The sequence below is a fragment of the uncultured Nisaea sp. genome, from assembly GCF_963974195.1.
Classification (GTDB): Bacteria; Pseudomonadota; Alphaproteobacteria; order Thalassobaculales; family Thalassobaculaceae; genus Nisaea.
Genome location: NZ_CAXBDC010000028.1, coordinates 1 through 21,516 on the forward strand (window position 1 = coordinate 1; position 21,516 = coordinate 21,516).

The 21,516-nt window shown below is 62.9% G+C and carries 17 protein-coding genes; 4 read left to right on the forward strand and 13 right to left on the reverse strand.

Annotated features, from left to right (window positions below; translation table 11 throughout):
• Positions 1-122: 122 nt before the first annotated feature.
• From AAC126_RS08310 to AAC126_RS08325, 4 genes are read right to left on the reverse strand one after another with little or no spacing between them, the layout of a single operon-like run.
• On the reverse strand, positions 123-1,052 hold the full coding sequence (locus AAC126_RS08310) for an alpha/beta hydrolase (protein ID WP_339852069.1): 930 nt from the start codon (positions 1,050-1,052) through the stop codon (positions 123-125).
• 16 nt (positions 1,053-1,068) lie between these two features.
• Positions 1,069-1,785: a dimethylsulfonioproprionate lyase family protein gene (locus tag AAC126_RS08315; RefSeq protein ID WP_339852072.1), complete on the reverse strand. Its 717-nt coding sequence runs from the start codon at positions 1,783-1,785 to the stop codon at positions 1,069-1,071.
• A 17-nt stretch (positions 1,786-1,802) separates the two neighbouring features.
• Complete coding sequence (locus AAC126_RS08320) at positions 1,803-2,795, reverse strand: MDR family oxidoreductase (protein WP_339852075.1); 993 nt, start codon at positions 2,793-2,795, stop codon at positions 1,803-1,805.
• Between the two features lie 13 nt (positions 2,796-2,808).
• Positions 2,809-3,456, reverse strand: coding sequence for a TetR/AcrR family transcriptional regulator (locus AAC126_RS08325; RefSeq protein WP_339852076.1), 648 nt, complete (start codon positions 3,454-3,456; stop codon positions 2,809-2,811).
• A 279-nt stretch (positions 3,457-3,735) separates the two neighbouring features.
• Here AAC126_RS08325 and AAC126_RS08330 point away from each other — a divergent pair, with 279 nt between their 5' ends.
• Positions 3,736-4,338: a PAS domain-containing protein gene (locus tag AAC126_RS08330; protein WP_339852079.1), complete on the forward strand. Its 603-nt coding sequence runs from the start codon at positions 3,736-3,738 to the stop codon at positions 4,336-4,338.
• Here AAC126_RS08330 and cysG read toward each other — a convergent pair.
• The 9 genes from cysG to AAC126_RS08375 form a co-directional block, all read right to left on the reverse strand.
• Positions 4,322-5,821, reverse strand: a complete 1,500-nt coding sequence (gene cysG / locus AAC126_RS08335) for a siroheme synthase CysG (protein ID WP_339852080.1) — start codon at positions 5,819-5,821, stop codon at positions 4,322-4,324. The genes AAC126_RS08330 and cysG overlap by 17 nt on opposite strands.
• On the reverse strand, positions 5,796-8,465 hold the full coding sequence (locus AAC126_RS08340) for a molybdopterin-dependent oxidoreductase (protein WP_339852082.1): 2,670 nt from the start codon (positions 8,463-8,465) through the stop codon (positions 5,796-5,798). Before AAC126_RS08340 ends, cysG begins: the two co-directional genes overlap by 26 nt.
• Positions 8,462-8,821 (reverse strand): nitrite reductase small subunit NirD, encoded by a 360-nt coding sequence (gene nirD / locus AAC126_RS08345; RefSeq protein ID WP_339852085.1) that lies wholly within the window; start codon positions 8,819-8,821, stop codon positions 8,462-8,464. The genes AAC126_RS08340 and nirD overlap by 4 nt, the downstream gene beginning before the upstream one ends.
• On the reverse strand, positions 8,818-11,268 hold the full coding sequence (gene nirB / locus AAC126_RS08350) for a nitrite reductase large subunit NirB (RefSeq protein WP_339852087.1): 2,451 nt from the start codon (positions 11,266-11,268) through the stop codon (positions 8,818-8,820). The genes nirD and nirB overlap by 4 nt, the downstream gene beginning before the upstream one ends.
• A gap of 20 nt (positions 11,269-11,288) precedes the next feature.
• Positions 11,289-13,031 (reverse strand): ABC transporter ATP-binding protein, encoded by a 1,743-nt coding sequence (locus AAC126_RS08355; protein WP_339852090.1) that lies wholly within the window; start codon positions 13,029-13,031, stop codon positions 11,289-11,291.
• An 11-nt stretch (positions 13,032-13,042) separates the two neighbouring features.
• Entirely contained in the window at positions 13,043-14,137 is a 1,095-nt protein-coding gene (locus AAC126_RS08360; RefSeq protein ID WP_339852093.1) for an ABC transporter permease, read from the reverse strand.
• Positions 14,138-14,215: 78 nt separating this feature from the next.
• The gene (locus AAC126_RS08365) at positions 14,216-15,598 is read right to left on the reverse strand and encodes a CmpA/NrtA family ABC transporter substrate-binding protein (protein WP_339852096.1); all 1,383 of its coding nucleotides are present in this window, start codon (positions 15,596-15,598) and stop codon (positions 14,216-14,218) included.
• 304 nt (positions 15,599-15,902) lie between these two features.
• Positions 15,903-17,069 carry a CmpA/NrtA family ABC transporter substrate-binding protein gene (locus AAC126_RS08370; protein ID WP_339852099.1) on the reverse strand — a complete coding sequence of 389 codons (1,167 nt, stop codon included), beginning with the start codon at positions 17,067-17,069 and terminating at the stop codon, positions 15,903-15,905.
• Entirely contained in the window at positions 17,066-17,641 is a 576-nt protein-coding gene (locus AAC126_RS08375) for an ANTAR domain-containing protein (RefSeq protein ID WP_339852102.1), read from the reverse strand. Before AAC126_RS08375 ends, AAC126_RS08370 begins: the two co-directional genes overlap by 4 nt.
• Positions 17,642-18,285: 644 nt before the next feature.
• On the opposite strand from AAC126_RS08375, the gene AAC126_RS08380 reads away from it, so the two are divergent.
• Genes AAC126_RS08380 through cynS form a run of 3 tightly spaced genes read left to right on the forward strand, consistent with a single transcriptional unit; the run spans position 18,286 to position 21,411 of the window.
• A complete protein-coding gene (locus AAC126_RS08380; RefSeq protein WP_339852104.1) occupies positions 18,286-19,134 on the forward strand; it encodes a formate/nitrite transporter family protein in 849 nt (282 codons plus the stop codon).
• 60 nt (positions 19,135-19,194) lie between these two features.
• Positions 19,195-20,934, forward strand: a complete 1,740-nt coding sequence (locus AAC126_RS08385) for a protein kinase (protein ID WP_339852107.1) — start codon at positions 19,195-19,197, stop codon at positions 20,932-20,934.
• A 27-nt stretch (positions 20,935-20,961) separates the two neighbouring features.
• Positions 20,962-21,411 (forward strand): cyanase, encoded by a 450-nt coding sequence (gene cynS, locus AAC126_RS08390; protein WP_339852110.1) that lies wholly within the window; start codon positions 20,962-20,964, stop codon positions 21,409-21,411.
• The last annotated feature ends 105 nt before the right edge of the window (positions 21,412-21,516 follow it).

Here is a 21,516-nt window from a genome sequence, read left to right on the forward strand (position 1 = left end):
GCTTCCTCTGTAGGTTTACGTTTCGTAATTCCAAACACTATACAAATCCCCATCTGCCCGGCAATGCCAAGTGATTCACTCAAGATGGAATTTGCCCCCTTAGCGGGGCATGGCCTTCAGGCTCAAACGTCCGGCAGCATGCCGAGGATCGCCAGCATCACCCGCTCGAACGAAGCGCGGGCCCGGGAGGATTGCGTCCGGCCGCGGAAGTATCCGTGAACGAGACCTTTTTCCTCAATCCATACAGCCTGCCCGCCTTCGGCCCGAACCCGCGCGCAATAGAGATCACCGTCCGACGACAGAGGATCGCATTCCGCCGTGAAGACGACAGTCGGTGGCAACCCGGAAAAGTCAGGGTCGGCATAGGGGATGAGGCGCGGGTCGGCATAGTCCGGGCTGTCGTTGGTACGCAGCCGAAGATAGACATCCAGATCCTTCTCGGCCAGCAGCGGTGCATCGGCATGCGTGATGTGGCTGCCCCCTTTTCCGGGACCGCACAGGGAAGGATAGACAAGCACCTGCCCGATCGGCGGAGACGGCATGTTGCGGGCGTGATGGGCAAGGCAGGCAGCCAGATTACCGCCGGCGGACTCCCCCATCAGCACGATTGGTTTACCCACGGTGCCGCTCAGCCACTCGAAAGCATGGCAGGCATCCTCGAACGCGGCCGGATGCGTATGTTCGGGGGCAAGCCGGTAATCCACCGCCACGACCTGAAAGCCTGTGCGGGCGCAGGTTTCCGCGCAGATATCGTCGTGACTTTCCAGGCCGCCGAGGACAAAGCCGCCGCCATGGAAATAGAGAATGGCCGCCCGATTATCCGGGACTTCCCGCTGGTATAGCCGGACCGGCACCGGTCCTGCCGGGCTTTCCAGCGACAGGGTGTGCGCGGTCACAGTCTCCGGCGGCGCCTCCCGGAAAACCGCGGACATATGATCGTAGATCCTGCGGTTCTCCGCCATGGGAAGGTCAAGGGATTCCGGCGGATAGAACCCGTTCATCCGATCGATGAAACCAAGCACCTCCGCATCCAGATAGTTGCGGTAATCCATATCTGAAACCGCCCAATCAGATCCCGTGCTCAACCCGCTTGCGGCTTTTGGAGAATTTCATGCCCGGCTCCGCAAGACGTTCCCCCGGACCGATCCAGGCCCAGGCCAGCAGGCACGGATCGAATTGCCCGGTGGTGATCCGGTGCTCCTGCCCCGGCTTGTTCAGGATCAGCGATCCCGGCGCATAGACCGCCTGCTCATTCTCCGACCAGGCACCGGCGACGGAAATATAGCTTTCCTCGATATCGCGATGGCTGTGCTGCGGGTAGGTCGTGTTCGGCGCGAACAGGACGAAGCCAAGGATCAACCGCTCGGATTTGACCGGCCCCTGCGGCCCCAGGATATGGCAAAAGCCGTATTTCTGGGCCAGCGGCCTCGGGACCTTGGCATAACCATATTCCCATGTCAGATAATCCGAGACCCGTTCCAGAGACCGGCTCAGACTGCCAAGAACATTGCGGGCGCCGAGGTCGAAAGCGCGCGGCAGATGCGCCGTGACGGGCTTTTGCTCGGGCACCCGCTCGATCACTTCCGGGTTTGAATCGATGACCGCCGACAAGGTCTCGCGGACGCGCTTCCGGTGGCTCCGGATCGCCTTGCTCCCTCCCGCCGAGCCATGGCGGTAGAGAATTTCAAATTCATGCAGCAGATAGCCCCAGTTGGGACAGTCCCGAAGACGCTGGATTGCCCGCTCTTCGCCTGGCGGCTCGGTAACAAGTTGAGGATCGAGCATCTCCGGAACCTTTCTTGTCAGCTCAGATCTGGGGAGACCGGTACGATGACACGGCCACGAACATCTCCCTTCAGGAAGCGCGGCGCTGTCTCGATTACGTCCTTCATCGGAACTTCCGCGACCATCGATTCAAGCTTTCGCATATCGAGATCCGTCGCGAGGCGGCCCCAGGCGGCAATCCGCTCCGGCTTCGGACACATCACGCTGTCCACGCCCCTGAGCGTTATCCCGCGCAGAATGAACGGCGCCACGCTTGTCGGCAGGTCCATGCTGGCGGCAAGGCCGCAGGCCGCGACCACGCCGCGATACTTCATCATGGACAGAACGTTCGCCAGCACCATGCCCCCGGCGACATCGACGGCACCCGCCCAGCGCTCCTTGTTCAGCGGCCGGGCCGCATCCGAAAGCTCCGCCCGATTGACGATGCTCGCGGCGCCGAGATCCTTGAGATACCCGGCTTCGTTCAGGCGGCCGGTGACGGCTGCAACCCTGTAGCCCTTCGCGGCAAGAAGGGTCGTCGCCACGCTGCCGACACCGCCGGACGCGCCGGTGACAACCACCTCGCCCATATCCGGTGTCAGACCCGCCTCTTCCAGAGCGATGACGCAAAGCATCGCCGTATAGCCGGCCGTGCCGATGGCCATGGCCTGGCGCATGGAAATACCGTCCGGCAACGGCACCAGCCAGTCGCCCTTCACCTGCGCGCGCTTCGACAACCCGCCCCAGTGCTTCTCGCCAACGCCCCAGCCGTTCAGGACAACCCGGTCGCCGGGCTTGTATTCCGCATGGCGGCTTTCCGTCACGATGCCGGCAAAGTCGATCCCCGGCACCATCGGGAAGCTGCGCACGACAGGGGAGCTGCCGGTGATTGCCAGCGCATCCTTGTAGTTCAGCGTCGACCAAGCGACATCGACTGCGACGTCGCCCTCATCGAGCGCCCCGAATTCGACTTGCCCAAGGGCAACGCGCCGTTCGTCTTCGTCCTTTTCAATCAGGATCGCGTCGAACATTTATTTTCCTCCTCTAATGTGTAACCAGGCGCAGAAACCCGTCGGCGAACTGCCGCAACGGCTCTGCCTTGCGTTCTAACTTGGCGCGCAGAACCGCGCCTTCCCATCCAATCCAGAAAAAGGCGGCCAGCTCATCCGGGGCATGGTGTGCCGGGATCTGCCCGGCCTCCTGTGCCAGCCGCAGACAAGCAGCGGTGCGGTGCTGCCAGTCCTCCAGAACCGCGATCAGGCGATCGCTGAATTCCGGCGGAAGTGAAGCCATCTCCTGTCCCAGATTGCCGATCAGGCAGCCGCGCCGGAAGCCATGCTGCGCCATGCCAAGCTCGGCATCGGCAATGAAGCCACGTAACCGGTCGAGCGGCGCGAGGTCGGGCCGTTCAAACCAGGCAGCCAGCTTGACCGCGAAATAGGCGTGATAGGCATCGATCAGGGCGCTGCCGAACGCGGCCTTGGAGCCGAAATGATAATAGAAACTGCCCTTTGCCACCCCGGATGTGCGCAGGATCTCATCCACACCGACCGACGAATAGCCACGCTCCGTCAGGTGGACGAGGCCAGCCCGCATCAATGCCTTGCGTGCAGCCTGATCGGCCGGGGCAACAGGCGGGCGCCCGCGCCGGCGCGGCTGCTCACTTCCGGACTGTGCGTTGACCTGGCTCATGGCTAATTCTTAAACTTATTCGTCTATTAAATAAAAGCATTATATTATTTGTGAGTTCTGGCCTAATTCCGGCAGCATAAATGGCAGCGTTGCTTCCTTCCTTCATGTGATGAGCGCCTAATGGTAACGCCGCGCGAAAGCGAAAAACCGCCGCTCTTCACCACGGAATAAAGCTCGATGCAGACGAGAGAGCCCTTTTCTGATTAGACTTCATCATCGAGTGATATTCTGGAGACCGTCTCGTCGACCGGACGACGGGATCAACCGCAAGGACGATCTTTGGTAATTCAGGGCACCTTTCAATTCAGAGCGACACCACCGCTCGGCCGATGGTCGCAGGCGCCCGCGATTGCTTCCGACTGGTCTTACGGATGCTGCCCACTCGATGCTTCCGCGAAGAGTTTCGGACCATTCGCCAATCTGGTTGAGACCTGGCAGCAACGGCAACCGGACGGGGGCGGTTTACCGCCGCGCAGGGCATTCGAGATCAATGACTTCGAAGCCTGGCTCGGGCGGGTCTTCATCGCCAAGATCGAGCGGGATCCGATCGACATCCGCTTCACGCTCTGGGGTACCACGCTCGCTGACTGGTGGGGCGTCGACTACACCGGGGAAACCCTCGGCAAACAGTCGGAAAGTCCCGAGAGCTGGGCCACGGAACGGCGCTATTTCGAAGCCATGACAAAGGCGCCTTTCATCGGCATTGCCGGCGGCCTTCTCACACAGCACAAGCGCGACCACATCAAGGTGATCGGCCTGGATCTTCCGCTGTCGGACGGGGACGGCACATTAACCCGGGTGCTGTCCGCTCATCTCAGGATAGATATCGACGACAGTTTCAGCTCGATAGCGCCGGACTGTCAGGTCACACCATTCGACTGAACCCGCCCGCAAACAGCCTGGCCCCTTCATCACTCTCGGCAGGCGCGGCCGCGCGTACCGCCGCATCGGCAAAGACGGCCCCCACACCGATCAGCACCGGCCGGTCAAATCCGATCTCGTCTATCCCGTCACCAAGCGCCGACAGGGTACCAAACCAGCAACGCTCACCAGACCGGCTGATATCCCGCGCCACAGCGACCGGCGTCTCCCCCGGCAGACCGGCATCGAGGAGACGGGCCGAGATTCGCCCGCCCATACGGCCCCCCATGTAAAACAGCGTCGTTGTCGCCGGGTCGGCGAGGCCCTTCCAGTCGAGCGTTTCCGGCAGACCGCCATCCCGCGAATGCCCGGTGACAAAGCGAACCGATTGCGCCCGGTCCCGGTGTGTCAATGACGTACCGAACGCCGAGGCCATGGCGGCACCTGCAGTAATTCCCGGCACCACCGTCACCGGAATGCCCGCATTCTCCAGCTCCGCGATTTCCTCGCCCGCACGCCCGAAAACCATCGGATCACCGGATTTCAGCCGCACCACGTGCTTGCCCTGCCCCGCCAGCTTCACCATCAACGCGTTGATATCTTCCTGGCGGCAGGACTCACGCCCGCCACGCTTGCCGACCAGCATGCGCTTGGCCTCGCGCCGAGCCAGTTCCAGCACCTCGTCCGACACCAGATCATCGAACAGGATGACATCCGCCGACTGCAGGACGCGGACTGCCTTGACGGTCATCAGATCGGCCGCGCCGGGTCCGGCGCCGACCAGTGTGACCTTGCCCTGACGTGCCTCTTTATCGGCACCGATCAGGCGGGAGATGAACCCGGATGCATTGCCGGACGTCCTGTCCGGCTCCGCCCCGGTAAATGCAAGATCGACAAACCGCTCCCAGAAAGCGCGGCGCCCGGCGCCCGGCATGCACCGCTCCATCACCTCCTCGCGGACACGTTCTGCAAGCCCGGCCCAGGCAGCCAATGCACGCGGCAGAACCGTTTCAATCCGGCGGCGCACGGCCTGGCCGAGGATCGGCGCCGCTCCGCTGGTCGAAATGCCGACCACCACCGGCGAGCGATTGACGATGGAGCCGAACTGAACCTGACAAAATTCTGGCTTGTCGATCACATTGACGATGACACCGGCGGCCCGTGCCGCCGCATGGAAGCGCACGGCCTCTTCATAGGACACGGCATCACAGATAGCGAAGGCCATGCCGTCGAGATCTGGCGCACGCCAGTCACGCGCCATCCGGACAATGCGGCCCGCGCTCGCGCCATTATCCAGCAACTCCTGCATCTCTTCGGAGATATCTTCGGCAAACACGACGACATGCGCCCCCGCCGCCGCGAGCAACTCCGCTTTCCAGGCGGCGGCATCCGTGCCGCCCGCGACCAGCACCGGCTTGCGATCAAGGGTGCAGAAGACAGGAAGGACTGCGAGGGGCTCCAGCCGTGCCGGACGCCGCTCAGCCGGTTTTTTGATGCCGCGCATTGTCTATGATCCTCTGGATTTCACCGCGGCAGGAGCCGCAATTGCTACCGGCGGAAAGCACGTCGCCGACCTGATCGACGGTCACCGCCCGCCCGTCAGCAACAGCGCCCGCGATCCGGTTGATGCCAACGCTGAAGCAGGAACAGATGATCGATCCCTCCTCGACCTCCCCGGCAGCGGGCCGTCCGGCCAGCGTCAAAAGCCGGTCCTGCGGACGGCGGAAATCCGCCGCGAGAAGACCCGCCGCCCAATTGCGGGAGGCGGCAACCGGCTCCGGGCCGACAAACAGCGCACCGATCAGTCTGTCATTCTCGAATGCCGCGAACCGGTGATGCCCGCTGCGTTCATCCAGGAACGAAAGCAGCTCCTGATCCGCCTCCATGCCGAACAGGGCACGGGCATAGGCAGGCCAGTCTTCAGGGTTGCTTTCGCCCGCCGCCTCCAGACGCCATCCACCCGGCGCCGTCGCCAGCGCCCAATAGCTGTCCGGAACCGCCTGCGGACGCTCCCGCAGCACAGCGAAACCAAACCATTCGGGAGCCACGGCGGAGATGCGCGCAAACGTGCCTTTCAGCGCGGGCTGGCCCGATACCGGGTCCGTGTCCGGCTTGATCACGGCGCCAATCCGGCCCGCGCTCGAAAACTGGGCCGTCCAGTGCATCGGCACGAAAACCGTCCCCGGCGCCACCCGGCCAGAGTGCAGAACCCGGAGGGTCGCCGTTCCAAAACCGGATTCCACACGGGCAAGCCCGGCTGCGTCCAGACCGAGTGCATCTGCATCCCGGGGGTGAATCTCAAGGAAGGGCTCGGCGATATGCTGCGACAACCGGGCGGACTTTCCGGTGCGCGTCATGGTGTGCCAGTGATCGCGGACCCGGCCGGTATTCAGCCTGAAAAGACCCGGCTCCCGCGCCCGTTTGGCAGGTGGCGTGACCGGTATGAGCCTCGCCCGGCCATCTGACGTAGGAAATCCGCCATCGGTGAATAGCCGCTTCTCGCCCTGCCGCTTTTCCTCGCCTGCAAGCGGCCACTGGAACGGTGTCATCCCGTCAAATGCGGCCGCGTCAATATCGGCATGCGCGGCCAGAGAGAAGAGCCGGGCGCCGTCGTTCCGGTAGCCGGAAAGCCGGGCATGTTCCCGATAGATGTCCACCGGAGACCGATAGGGGAAAGCCTCCGCGAACCCCATGCGGCGGGCAATTTCGGAGATGATCCACCAGTCGGCCTTTGCCTCACCCGGCGCGTTCAGAAAAGCGCGCTGGCGAGAGACCCGGCGCTCCGAATTGGTGACGGTACCGTCCTTCTCGCCCCAGGCCGTCGCCGGAAGCAGCACATCGGCATGCAAGGTCGTATCGGTTTTCTCGATCACATCGCTGACCACCACGAACGGGCAAGCCTCCAGCGCCCGCGTGACCAGATCGGCATTCGGCAGGCTGTCGGCCGGGTTGGTCGCCATGACCCAGAGAGCCTTGACCCGTCCGTCGGCTACCGCATCGAACAGATCGACGGCCTTGAGACCCTGGCCGTGCGGCAGTCTGTCACTGTTCCAAAAGCCGCCGACGACATCGCGCGCCGCCGGATCGCCGAGGTCCATGTGAGCTGCAAGCTGGTTGGCAAGCCCGCCGACTTCCCGTCCGCCCATCGCGTTCGGCTGCCCGGTGACAGAGAAAGGCCCCATTCCAGGCCGACCGATCCTGCCCGTCGCCAGATGGCAATTGATGATCGCGTTCACCTTGTCGGTCCCGGAGGCCGACTGGTTCACGCCCTGGCTATAGACCGTGACGACACGTTCCGCCCCGGCATAGGCCGCGTAAAAAGCCTGGATCGTTCCGTCTGAGAGACCGGTCGCTTCGGAGACCCGCTCCACCGTCCATTCCGCCGCCGCTGCAACCGCTTCGTCAAATCCCGAAGTGTGCTCCGCGATGTAGGAACGGTCGAGCGTCCCGGTCTCGGACAGATGGCGCAGCAACCCGTTGAACAGGGCCGCGTCCCCGTCCGCCTCCACCGGCAGATGGCTGTCGGCGGCATCGGCCGTCACCGTGCGGCGGGGATCGATGGCCACGATCCGCATCTCCGGCCGGTTCTCCCGCGCCGCCACGACACGCTGGAACAGCACCGGATGGCACCAGGCGAGATTGGAGCCGACCAGGATCAGCAGATCGGCCTGCTCCAGATCCTCGTAGGTGCCGGGGACGATATCCTCGCCAAAGGCCCGCTTGTGCCCGGCGACGGAGGAGGCCATGCAGAGCCGGGAATTGGTATCGATATTGGCGGAACCGATGAAGCCCTTCATCAGCTTGTTGGCGACGTAGTAATCCTCGGTCAGCAATTGGCCCGAAACATAGAAGGCGACAGAGTCCGGGCCATGCTCGGCGATGGTCTCCGAAAAACGGGACGCCACCAGATCAAGCGCACCGTCCCACCCGGCATCCATGCCGCCGATCTTCGGACGCAGCAGGCGCCCCTCCAGATCGACCGTCTCCGCGAGGGCGCTGCCCTTGGAACAAAGCCTGCCGAAATTCGCCGGATGATCCGGATCGCCCGATATCCGCACTGAGCCGTCCACCGCCGTTTCGGCGAGGACACCGCAGCCGACCCCGCAATAGGGGCAGGTTGTGCAGACCGGCGCGGACAGCTCCGTCATTGCGCCTTCCCGGACCTGTCCGACAGCGCGACGGAAACCAGACCGTCCGCGTCCTTGCGCACCTCATAGGTCCGCACGCAGCCCTGGTCCGCGCCCATGGCGCCCCCGGTTTGCAGATCGATCACCCAATTATGCAGCGGGCAGGTGACAGCCCCATCATGCACGATGCCCTGACTGAGCGGCCCACCCTTGTGCGGGCATTTATCGTCGATGGCGTAGACCTCGTCCGTCTGCGTCCGGAACACGGCGATCGGGCCGCGCGGCAGCACCACCTGACGCGCCCCCCGGCGTGGGATATCCGACAGCCGGCCAATGGTGAACCAGTGCTGCGTGTCCGGAGTGCTCATCTCGTTCATTCCGCGGCCTCCCGCATGGCGATCCGGTTCATCGGCGCGAATTCATGGGCGTCCTTGCCCGCGACCCGTTCGGCCCATGGGTCTCTCTGGGCAAAGCGCTGCGAGTAGAGGAACTTTTCGAACAAGGCTGTCCGCTTCGCCTCGTCCTCGACGACCTGTTCGCGGATCGCGTCGAGGCCGACCCGGTCCATCCATTTGTAGATGCGTTCGAGATAGCGGCCCTGTTCGCGGTAGAGCTGGACGACGGCGGCGCAATATTCCAGCGCCTCGGCTTCCGTCTCCACGCTGCACATCACCTCGGTGCCCTTGATATGCATGCCCGCCGCGCCGCCGATATGCAGCTCGTAGCCGGAATCGACACAGATCACGCCAAAGTCCTTGCAGGTCGCCTCGGCACAGTTCCGGGGGCAGCCGGAGACCGCCATCTTCACCTTGTGCGGCGTCCAGGAGCCCCACATCATTTTCTCGATCTTCACGCCGAGACCGGTCGAATCCTGTGTGCCAAACCGGCACCAGTCGGTGCCGACGCAGGTCTTCACCGTGCGCAACCCCTTGGCATAAGCGTGGCCGGAGACCATCCCGGCGGCATTCAGATCCGCCCACACGGCCGGGAGGTTTTCCTTCGGCACGCCGAGCAGATCGATCCGCTGACCGCCCGTGACCTTCACGGACGGAATGCCGAACTTGTCCACCACATCGGCGATGGCGCGCAGCTCCTGGGAGCTGGTCATCCCGCCCCACATACGCGGCACGACGGAATAGGTTCCGTCTTTCTGGATGTTCGCGTGCACCCGCTCGTTGATGAAGCGGGACTGGTAATCGTCCTCGTACTCGCCCGGCCAGTCCGCCACGAGATAGAAATTCAGCGCCGGGCGGCATTTCGCGCAACCGCAGGAGGTCTTCCATTCCAGCTCCTGCATCACTGCCGGGATCGACTTGAGCTCCTTGGCGACGATCAGACGTCGCACATCGTCATGGCTGAGATCCGTGCAGCCGCACATCGGTTGCACCGCGTCCGGAACGAACCCGTCGCCGAGCGTGAAGGCCATCAATTGCTCGACCAGCCCCGTGCAGGAGCCGCAGGAGGCGGACGCCTTGGTCCGTGCCCGCACCTCATCAAGAGATGTCAGGCCGTTCTCCGTGATCGCGCCCACGATTTTCGATTTGCAAACGCCGTTACAGCCACAGATTTCCGCATCATCCGGCAAGGCTGCAACGGCCGCCGTAGGGTCCAGCGGGGACCCTCCGGCATAATTCTGACCGAAGATCAGCGTCTCGCGCATCTCCTCGATGGATGCGCCCTCGCGCATGAGCTGGAAGAACCAGGCTCCGTCCTTCGTGTCGCCGTAGAGCACGATGCCGATGAGTTTGTCTTCCTGGATGACCAGACGTTTGTAAACGCCGTTCGCCGCGTCCCGCAGGACAATCTCCTCGCGGTCTTTGCCCTCGGCGAAATCACCGGCGGAGAACAGGTCGATGCCGGTGACCTTGAGGCGCGTCGAGGTGACCGAGCCGGTATAAGTCGCACTGCCATCCTGCAGCCGGTCCGCCACAACGGCGGCCATCTCGTAAAGCGGCGCGACCAGCCCGTAGGCCGTGCCGCGATGCTCGACGCATTCGCCAACCGCGAGAATGTCCGGGTCGGAGGTCTGCATGGCATCGTCGACGACAATGCCGCGATTGACCTCAAGACCGGCCTCGCGGGCCAGATCCCCGTTCGGGCGGATCCCCACCGCCATCACCACGATGCTCGCCGGAAGTTCGGTGCCGTCATCAAGACGCACACCCTCGACACGATCCTCACCGATGATCTCGTGCGTGTTCGCCGCTGTGCGGACCTTGATGCCGCGCGCCTCGATTGCCCGCTCAAGAAGGTAGCCCGCCGCCGTGTCGAGCTGGCGCTCCATCAGGGTCGGCATCAGGTGCAGAACGGTAACGTCCATGCCGCGCTCCTTCAGCCCCGCCGCCGCTTCAAGGCCGAGCAGGCCGCCGCCGATGACGACCGCCGAGCCGCCAGATTTGGCGGCGTCCAGCATGGCGTCGACATCATCGAGGTCCCGATAGGTCAACACGCCTTCAAGATCCTTGCCCGGAATGGGAATGATGAAGGGCGAGGAGCCGGTCGCGATCAGCAGTTTGTCGTAATCCACGACACTGCCGTCGGCGCCGGTGACCTGCTTCTTCTCCCGGTCGATGGCGGTTGCCTTGCAGCCCTTCTTCAGGGTCAGGCCGTGCTCGGCGTACCAGGCATCGTCATGGATCAGGATGTCCTCGTAGCTTTTCTCGCCGGACAGCACGGGCGAAAGCATGATCCGGTCGTAATTAACCCGGGGCTCCGCATTGAAAATGGTGATCTCGTAAGCGTCCGGGGCCTTTTCCAGCAGCCGCTCCAGCGCCCGTCCGGGCGCCATACCGTTACCGATTACAACCAGTTTTTGCGTTGTCATGGTTCTCTCCGTTCCGGCTCTCAGGCCGCTTCATCCTCGGCCTTCGCCTTTGTTGCCGTCACCGGGTCCGGCGCCGTAATGGGCGTTTCCTTTTTCTTCGGGGTCGCTCCGCCTTCGTAATCCGCGAGGAACTGCAGAACTTGCTGGCGGTAGCGGTAGTAATCGGGATGTTCCAGCAGCGCGCGGCGGCTGCGCGGGCGCGGCAGGTCGACTTCCATGATCTCGCCGATGCGGGCATTCGGCCCGTTCGTCATCATCACCACCTTGTCAGCCAGCAGGATGGCTTCATCGACATCGTGGGTGACGCAGATCGAGGTCACCTGGGTACGGCTCCAGACCTCCATCAGGACTTCCTGGAGATCCCAGCGCGTCAGGCTGTCCAGCATGCCGAACGGCTCGTCCAGCAGCAGCAGCTTGGGTGACAGGGCAAATGCCCGGGCGATACCGACGCGCTGCTTCATGCCGTTGGAAAGGTCCTTCGCCGACCGGTCCATGGCATCGGCGAGGCCGACGCGGGTCAGGTAATATTCGACGATATCCCGGCGGTCTCTTTCGGTGGCATGCGGGTAGACCCGCTCGACCCCGAGCTCGACATTCTGACGCGCCGTCAGCCATGGCATCAGCGAGGGCGCCTGAAACACCACACCGCGATCAGGTCCCGCGCCGGAAACTTCATGACCGTCGAGAATGATCCCGCCACCGCTGATGCCGGTCAGACCGGCCACCATCGACAGCACCGTGGATTTTCCGCAGCCGGAATGACCGATCAGCGAAATGAACTCTCCCTGCTTCAGCTTGATATCGAACCCGTCGACGACCGTCAGCGGCCCTTTCGGGGTCGGGTAGACCTTGCGGACGCCCGAAAACTCCACATAGCCGTCGCTGATCGGGGATTTCGCGCTGTCCTGATAGACCTTCGGCGGGGGATCTTTCCGGGTGATCGGCACCACTTGCGGCAAGGCCACGCTCTCGTCCGCGGCAGCAGCAGCGGTCGCGCCGATATCCATCAGATACTGGGTGATCTCCGCCCGCAGCCGTTTGAAGCTTTCATTGTCGTTCATTGCCGAGCGATCGCGCGGGCGGGGAATGTCCACCCTGAAATCCTGGCCGAGCGTGGCGCCCGGACCGGTCGTCAGCGGGATCACCCGGTCCGCGAGCAACAGGGCTTCATCCACATCGTTGGTGATCAGGATCACCGTCTTCCGGTCCCGGCTCCAGATCTGCTCGATCTCGTCCTGCAGCTTTGCCCGTGTCAGGGCATCAAGCGCGGAAAGCGGCTCATCCAGCAGCAGAATCTCCGGGCTCGTCGCCAGAGCCCGTGCCACCGCCACGCGCTGACGCATCCCGCCGGACAGTTCCGCCGGGCGCCGCTCGGCCGCATGGCTGAGGCCAACCATGGCAATCGCCGCCGCGACGCGCTGGCGCCGCTGGGTCTTGCTCTCGCCGGAGAATATCTCGTCCACGGCAAGCGCGATATTTCCCTGAACGGTAAGCCAGGGCATCAGCGAATAGCTCTGGAACACCACCCCACGGTCAGGCCCCGGCCCCGTGACCGGGGCGCCCTTGAGCAGGATCTCGCCCTTGTCCGCCTCGATCAGCCCTGCAATCGCGGAAATCAGCGTCGTCTTTCCGGAACCGGAGAAGCCGAGGATGGCGACGAACTCGCCCTCCTCCACCGTCAGGTTCACATTCTCCAGAACCGGTGTCCGGCTGTTGCCGATCCCGTGGGACTTGGAGACGTTTCTGAGTTCGAGAAATGCCATCAGACCTCTCCTCACCGGGTTTCCGCGAAGGAGAACATCGTCTGCAGCGCCATCATCACCCGGTCGAGCAGGAAGCCGATGATGCCGATGGTGAAAACCGCGACCATGATCTTGGCGAGCGACTGGGAGGAGCCGTTCTGGAACTCATCCCAGACGAACTTTCCGAGCCCCGGATTCTGGGCCAGCATCTCGGCCGCGATCAGCACCATCCAGCCAACGCCGAGCGAAAGACGCAGCCCGGTGAAGATCAGCGGCATGGCGGACGGCAGCACCAGTTTGACGACCTTGACCGACCAGGAAAGGTTCAGCACCCGGCCAACATTGATCAGATCCTTCTCGATGCTGGCGACCCCGAGCGCTGTGTTGATCAGCGTCGGCCACAGAGAGCACAGCGTGACCGTGACGGCGGAGATGATGAAGCTTTTGGGGAACATCTCGCTGTTCGTCGTCGACAGGGCCGAGACGATCATCGTGACAATCGGCAGCCAGGCGAGCGGGCTGACCGGCTTGAAGATCTGGATCAGCGGATTGAGTGCCGCCGTCGCCGAGCGCGACAGGCCGCAGATGATCCCGATGGGCACGGCAAACAGGGTGGCAATGCCGAACCCGAGGGCGACTGTCACAAGCGAGGTGCCGATCTGGTCAAGATAGGTCGGCTGGCCCGTGTAACTGCGATGCTTGACCTTGTCCGCCTTGCCGGCGGCCACCAGCTTCTCGTTGCGTTTGTCCTGGCGCAGATAGAAGGCCTCTTCCTTCTCCCGCTCACGCACATGGTCGGCATAGAGGCTTTCCACCTGCTCCCAGACACCCGCCGGGCCCGGCACCGTGCCGAGGGAGGTCTGCACCATCGGCGCCGTCAGCGCCCAAAGCGCGAGGAACAGGGAGATACCCAGCGCCGGCAGCCCAAGGCTGCGCCAGAGCTCTCCAAGCTGCACGGACGGATTGTCTCCGGCCACGATCTTCAGCAGTGGCGAAACCCAGCCAAGCGCGACGAGATTGAGATAGGGGTCCAGACGGGAAATCCGCGAGAAGAGCCGGTCACGACGGACCGCACGGGCTTTCTCCGTGGCTTCATCGGGGAGATGCATCGCATCGGTAGCAGTCATATCTGCATCCTCGGTCGTATTTGGATCAAGCAGGGACGGGGCGCGGGCCGGCGGCAGGGTGCACCGGCCCGGCTCCGGTCAGCCGCCGGCGACCTTGTTGCCGGTGACGATTTCCTTGCCTTTCAGGCCAATCGGGAACTGCTCCAGATAGGCGTTGGGCGTACGGCCATCGAAGGTCTTCTCGTCGATGAACTCGGACTGCGGGGCGCGGTATCCGTCTGTCTCCCAGGGGAAGTCCGCCTTCGCCACATGCCCTTCCTCGACCAGCATCTTCGCGGCCTTCAGATAGAGATCCGGGCGGTAGACCTTGCGCGCGACCTCGTCATACCAGGCGTCGGTCCTGGCTTCCGTTATCTGGCCCCAGCGGCGCATCTGGGTCAGATACCAGACCGCGTCGGAGTAATAGGGGTAGGTGGCGAAGTAGCGGTAGAAGACGTTGAAATCCGGGACCGAGCGCTTGTCGCCCTTCTCGTATTCGAAGGTGCCGGTCATGGAGTTGGCGATGACTTCCTTGTCCGCGCCCACATATTCAGAGCGGGACAGGATCTCGACCGCTTCCATGCGGTTGGCATTGTCGTTCTCATCCAGCCACTTGGCCGCGCGGATCAGCGCCTTGGTCATGGCCAGCGTGGTGTTCGGATATTTCTCGGCGAACCCGGCGGTGATGCCGAAGACCTTCTCCGGATTGTTCTTCCAGATTTCGAAGTCGGTAATCACCGGCACGCCGATGCCCTTGAACACAGCCTGCTGGTTCCACGGCTCACCCACGCAATAGCCGTAGATGGTCCCGGCTTCGAGGGTCGCCGGCATCTGTGGCGGCGGCGTCACGGAGAGCAGCGCATCGCCCATGATCTGGCCGGAGATGTTCTCCTTGCTGTAATAGCCCGGATGAATGCCGCCCGCCGCGAGCCAGTAGCGCAGCTCGTAATTATGGGTCGAGACCGGGAACACCATGCCCATGTTGAAGGGCTTGCCCTCGGCCTTGTATTTCTCGACCACCGGCTTCAGGGAATCCGCCTTGATCGGGTGGACCGGCTTGCCGTCCGCATCTTTCGGAATGTGCGGCAGCATCTGCTCCCAGATCTCATTGGAAACGGTGATGCCGTTGCCGTTCAGATCCATGGAGAAAGGCGTGATGATGTGGGCTTCGGTGCCGAAGCCGATGGTCGCCGCAAGCGGCTGTCCCGCCAGCATGTGGGCGCCGTCCAGCTCGCCGGTGATCACCCGGTCCAGCAGCACCTTCCAGTTCGCCTGGGGCTCAAGGGTGACGAACAGGCCTTCATCCTCGAAATACCCCTTCTCATAGGCAATCGCGAGCGGGGCCATGTCCGTCAGTTTGATGAAGCCGAACTTCAGCTCGTCTTTTTCCACATCGAGCATTTCGGCGCCGGCCGGTCCGGTCAGGGCGGCGGCGCAAACCAACGCGGCCGATAGCAGTCTCAATCCATGAACGAGTTGCATCTTGTCTCTCCGACTTCGGCCTTGCGCGACGCTTTTCGCATCCACTGGCCGGGAATTGTCCGAGGGCATAAAAAAAAGCCGCCGACCCCGAAGTCCGCGAAACGCGGTACCCTGGGTCGAGCGGCTTTGCCCGGCTATCGCCCCGTCATCGGGGCTTTATGTGCAGACGGCCCGCCTTTGGGCCTGTCCGTATCTCGCGTTGCAGCATAAACCTATTTCGGAGTTGCACAAGAACGAAAAGATGAAAATTTGATCAAATAGATTTTTTGCCTATTTTTTACTCGTTTGCTTAATTTAGCTGCGTTCATTCATTCGGCGCCGGATCGAAAACGGCCCCGTCACAGAAAGCGTCCGGGCCGAGAAACAGGCGGCCAAGGGCAGAGGCCGCCGGCGTTGCTTCATGCAGCGCCCCCTCGACTTTCGAATTGGCGCTCGGGATCGCGATGCCGAGTGGTGTCAGGGCCTCGCGATAGAGGTTCGGCGCCATGGTATTGCGGACGACCCGCTGCAATTCCGGCGTCGCGGAGACAAAGCCCCAGCGCTCCATCTGCGTTAGCAGCCAAAGCGCCTGGGACAGCCACGGAAAGCTCGATGCCCCGTCCTGAAACACCACAAAGCGGTCTATTTTCCCCTGCAATCCCTGCGGGGTCCTGGTGAGATCGCCGGAGAGCGCCCTCTCGATGACTTCCGCCGAGACATCGAGATAGGCTTCTCTGGCCAGCAGCTCGGAGAGCGTCACCCTGTTACTCGGGTCCTGCACCCAGGTTGAGGCGCGATAGAGCGCGCGCAGCAGACCCTGCACGGCCCCCTCATTCGCTTCCGCCCAACTCCGGCGCATGCCGAAAACCTTTTCCGGCGTTCCGGCCCAGATCTCGGTCGCGGACAGGAAAATCGACGCGACTCCCCGATCGACCGCGACAGAGCCCCAGGGCTCTCCGACCATCATCCCGTCAATGACGCCGTTGCCAATGGCCTCGGGCATCAGCGGCGGCGGGACAATCTCGATCCTGACATCCCGGTCAGGATCTATGCCCTCGGACGCCAGCCAGTAGCGCAGCAGGAAATGGTGTGTGGAGAAGAAAAACGGCACCCCGAATCTCACTGCCCGGCCCAGAGCACCCGCGCGGATACGGGCCGCGATATCCGCAGCACCGGCATCGGGCGGCAACCCCACCGCCTCGAGAAAAGCAGAGGTGGCGCAAAGAACATCGCCATTGAGATTAAGCACATAGGGCACGATCAGATCGGCAGGCGGCCCCGCCAGACCGAGGTTGGTCGCCAGCGCCATAGGGGCCAGCAGGTGGGAGCCGTCATAGAGCCCGACCGCCAGCTTGTCGCGGATATTGGACCAGGAGATTTCGCGATGAAGCGAGACCTCGATGCCCTCTTCGCGGGCGAACCCGATCTCCTTCAGGGCAACCAGCGGCGCCACGTCGACCAGGGGAATGAAACCAATCCGGATCGCGGTCATTGGTGAAACAGCTCCGCGGTCGTGACGATACTTTCCGCGATCTCCGCGATCTTCCGGTTCTGATTCATCGCCGTTTTGCGCAGCAGCTTGTAGGCGTCCTCCTCCTCGATCCCGCGCATCTTCATCAGGATGCCTTTCGCCCGGTCGATCAGCTTGCGCTCGGCAAGCGCGGCCTTGGCGGTGTCCAGCTCTGTCTGCAGGCGGGTAAAGGCGTTGTAGCGGCTGATGGCCAGATCCAGGATCGGCTTGATCCGCACCTTGGCAAGACCGTTCACGACATAGGCGCCGACCCCGGCCTCGACCGCCGCCGCGATCGAGCTCTCGCCACTATCGTCGACGAACATGGCAACAGGCCGTTTGACCTGACGCGAGACCTCGAACATCTGCTCCAGCATGTCCCGGCTCGGCGCCTCGAGATCGATCAGCACCGCATCGGGATCGAGCTCAGCCAGCCGCTCCAGCAACCGGTCCGTCTCGGCGACAACCACGACATCCGGAAAGCCAGCCTCCGCAAGCGCCTCCTTGATCAAGCCGGCACGCTCGTTCTGCAGGTCTATGACAACGATTTTCATGGAAAGTCAGCTATCCAGCAGCGGTGAACCGTCATACCGCAATGCAAAAAACACGCCACCAACACGCCCGCATCGCTCAGGCCATTCTTTTCCACCCGCAAGATGAAACTGGCTCGCAGCCGCGCTTTTCCTGAAAAAATCCGGAATCAGTCACGCCGCCGAAACAGAACTTTCCGGCCGCTCAAATATTTCGCACTTGCAAAACAAAAAATCTTTTCGCTAACCTACACGCATGACTGGTTCTCACGGAAGCGAGAGCCAAGTCTCCGCCGCAACGACGCGGTATCTCTGTCAAGCGGCCTCCTGTGAGGCCAGCAGCAATGACGCTGCAACTTCGACTCTCCCGATTTCCGGGCGAGGCGTGGGTGTGCGGCGTTCATTCCTCTCCGCATTCCCGGACCGAATACCGTGCGACGCCGGAGTTCCGGCGTCTTCCAGGTCAGAGCGGAGACAAGATGCCGGAGTCCTTCTCCATCACTACCCAAAGAACGCTGCGGGAATCGTTCCGCCCGGCGCTCGTCTTGCCCCGCACGCATTCCTTTTCCCATGAATGCGGACACCTGCCTGTCGGCCTTGCTTCCGCTACGGCCGGGGCTCCGAAAGTTTTCGGCTCCCGGCTTTCCTCCCGATGAAAGGACCCAGATATGGCTTACATAAATCCTTCTGAGTTCGCCGCGAAGATGATCGACGCAGGTGAGTCGAAGGTCTTCATGTCGACGAAGGATACCCTGATCCGCGCCTATATGGCCGGTGCCATCCTTGCGCTTGCCGCGGCTTTCGCCGTCACCGTTGCCGTGAATACCGGCCAGTTCCTGGTCGGCGCCCTGCTCTTCCCGGTTGGCTTCTGCACCCTCTATCTGCTCGGCTTCGATCTGCTGACGGGTGTGTTCACGCTCTGCCCGCTGGCACTCCTCGACAAGCGGCCCGGCGTGACTGTGAACGGCGTGTTGCGGAACTGGGGACTGGTCTTCGTCGGTAATTTCGCCGGCGCCTTCACCGTCGCCGTGTTCATGGCCATCATCTTCACCACCGGGTTCTCCGAAGCGCCGAATGCGGTCGGTCAGAAGATCGGCGTGATCGGTGAGTCCCGGACAGTCGGTTATGCCGAGCATGGCTTCGCCGGCATGCTCACGCTCTTCGTCCGCGCCGTGATGTGCAACTGGATGGTCTCGACGGGTGTCGTCGCGGCGATGCTGTCCACCTCGGTCTCCGGCAAGGTCATCGCCATGTGGATGCCGATCCTGATCTTCTTCTATCTCGGCTTCGAGCATTCCATCGTGAACATGTTCCTGTTCCCGTCCGGACTGCTGCTTGGTGGCGACTTCACCGTGATGGACTACCTGTTCTGGAATGAAATCCCGACAGTGGTCGGCAATCTGGTCGGCGGCCTGACCTTCGTCGGCGCCACGATCTACGCCACCCACTACAAGACCTCACCGAAACGGGGCCCGGCGGTCACTCCGGCCAAATCCGCCAGCGTCCCGGCCGAGTAATCCACAAGCGCGCGGGAGCCCGGCCGGATGGCCGGGCTCTTCCACAACCGGAAACTCACAATGCCCAACGACATGAGCCCGGCACCAGGCCTCACGGTCAGCGTCGGAAGTTATTCGGCCGCAGGCCGCAAACGCGTAAACCAGGATTTCCACGGCGCCATGCTGCCCGAAGGCAGGAGCCTGCGCCTGAAAGGCATCGTGCTGGCGGTGGCCGACGGCATCAGCACAAGTCCGGTCAGCCGGGAGGCCGCCGAAACCTGCGTCAAGGCCCTGCTGACCGACTATTACTGCACCACGGATAGCTGGACGGCCAAAACCGCCGCCACCCGCGTGATGACCGCGACCAATTCCTGGCTGCATGCCCAGAGCCGGCGGGCCCATCTCGAGACCATCGATCTCGGCTGGGTCTGCACCCTCTCCGCCATGATCCTGAAACACCGGACGGCGCATCTGTTCCATGTCGGCGACAGCCGGATCAGCCGCCTCTCCGGAGAGAGTCTGGAGCCGCTGACCCGCGCGCATCATGTCGCGCTGTCCGCGGGGGAGTTCTGCCTCAGCCGGGCCATGGGCGCCGCCGCCGATCTCGAAATCGACTATCACGCGGTCGATCTCGAAATCGGCGACATCTTCCTGCTGACCACCGACGGTATTCACGACCACGTTCCGGCCCGCGCCATCGCCGCCGCCCTGCGCATAGCCCCTGATCTCGATGCCGCCGCCCAAGCCATCGCGGAAGAGGCCACCGCCCTTGGCAGTCCGGACAATCTGACGATCCAGATCGTGCGTATCGACGGGCTCCCCGAAAGCGCGCTGGCCGTGCCCTCCGTCGAGGGCGGACATCTGCTCCCACCGCCCCTGCCGGAAACCGGCGCCGAGATCGACGGCTACACGATCCTGCGCCCCATTCACGCCAGCCATCGCAGCCACATCTTTCTCGCCGCAGCGCCGGACGGCTCCCGCGTTGCCCTGAAAATCCCGTCCATGGACATGCGCGAGGACCCGGCCTATCTGCGCCGCTTCCTGATGGAGGAATGGGTCGCCCGGCGTCTCGCCAGCCCGCATATCGTGGCCGCCGTGCCCGCGCCGGAAGCGAAGAGTGTGCTCTATACGCTCTCCGAGTTCGTTGAAGGCCGCACCCTGCGGCAATGGATGGCCGACAACCCGAACCCCGATCTCGATCTGGTCCGGGATATCGTCCGGCAGATCGCACAGGGCCTGCGCGCCTTCCACCGCCAGGAGATGCTGCATCAGGATCTCCGCCCCGAGAACATCATGATCGACGGGAACGGCACGGTGAAGATCATCGATCTCGGCTCGACCTACATCGCCGGTGTCGACGAGGCCGAGCCGGAACAGCGCGACATTCTCGGGACCCTGCAATATGCCGCGCCCGAATATTTCAACGGCGATCCGGTGACATGGACAGCGGACCTGTTCTCCCTCGGGATCATCACCTACGAAATGCTCACCGGCCGCCTGCCATACGGCACCGCCGTCTCCAGGGTGCGCAGCCGCCGCGATCTCGGCCGGCTCGCCTATCGCAGCGCCTGTGACGAGAAAAACGGAGTGCCGGACTGGATGGACGAGGCCCTGCGCCGCGCCGTGCATCCGCATCCTGAACAGCGCCAGCAGGCCCTTTCCGAATTCGACCTGGAACTGCGCCAACCGGGGGCCGGATGGCGCGCCCGGAAACGCCGCCCCTTCGCCGAGCGCGACCCGGTCCGGTTCTGGAAAATCATCTCGCTGATCCTGGCCATTCTCGTTGTCCTGCTCCTCGTCCGAGGCGCCGGAGCACTCTGAAACCCAAGCAAGGAAAGAGGAATATCGATGACATTGCAGAGCAAGGAAGACGTCACCGCCCTGATCCTGTCCGCCAAGCGGCAGACCGGCATGACCTGGGAAGAGATCGCCGGAAAGATCGGCATGAGCCCGGTCTGGACCCACTCGGCCTGCATGGGAATGAATGCCATGCCGAAGGAAAAAGCCGAGGCGCTGGTCCGTACCCTCGGCCTGCCGCAGGAAGCCACCCTGCTGCTTGAGGAAAGCCCGACCAAGATCTGGGAACAGGCGATCCCGACCGATCCCTGCATCTACCGGCTGTATGAGATCGTCGGCGTGTACGGCCCGACCATCAAGGCGCTGATCCACGAAAAGTTCGGCGACGGCATCATGTCCGCCATCGATTTCGACATGTCGGTCACCCGCGTCGAAAACCCGAAGGGTGACCGGGTGAAGATCGAGATGTCAGGAAAATATCTCGGCTATAATTCCTGGTAAGGGAGCATCAGTCGTTCAGACGGTCTGACACACCGCCAGATTGTCTGGCGGTGCCTCTGCAAACAACAATATGGAAATGATTATCATTCTCATATACAGCTTGGG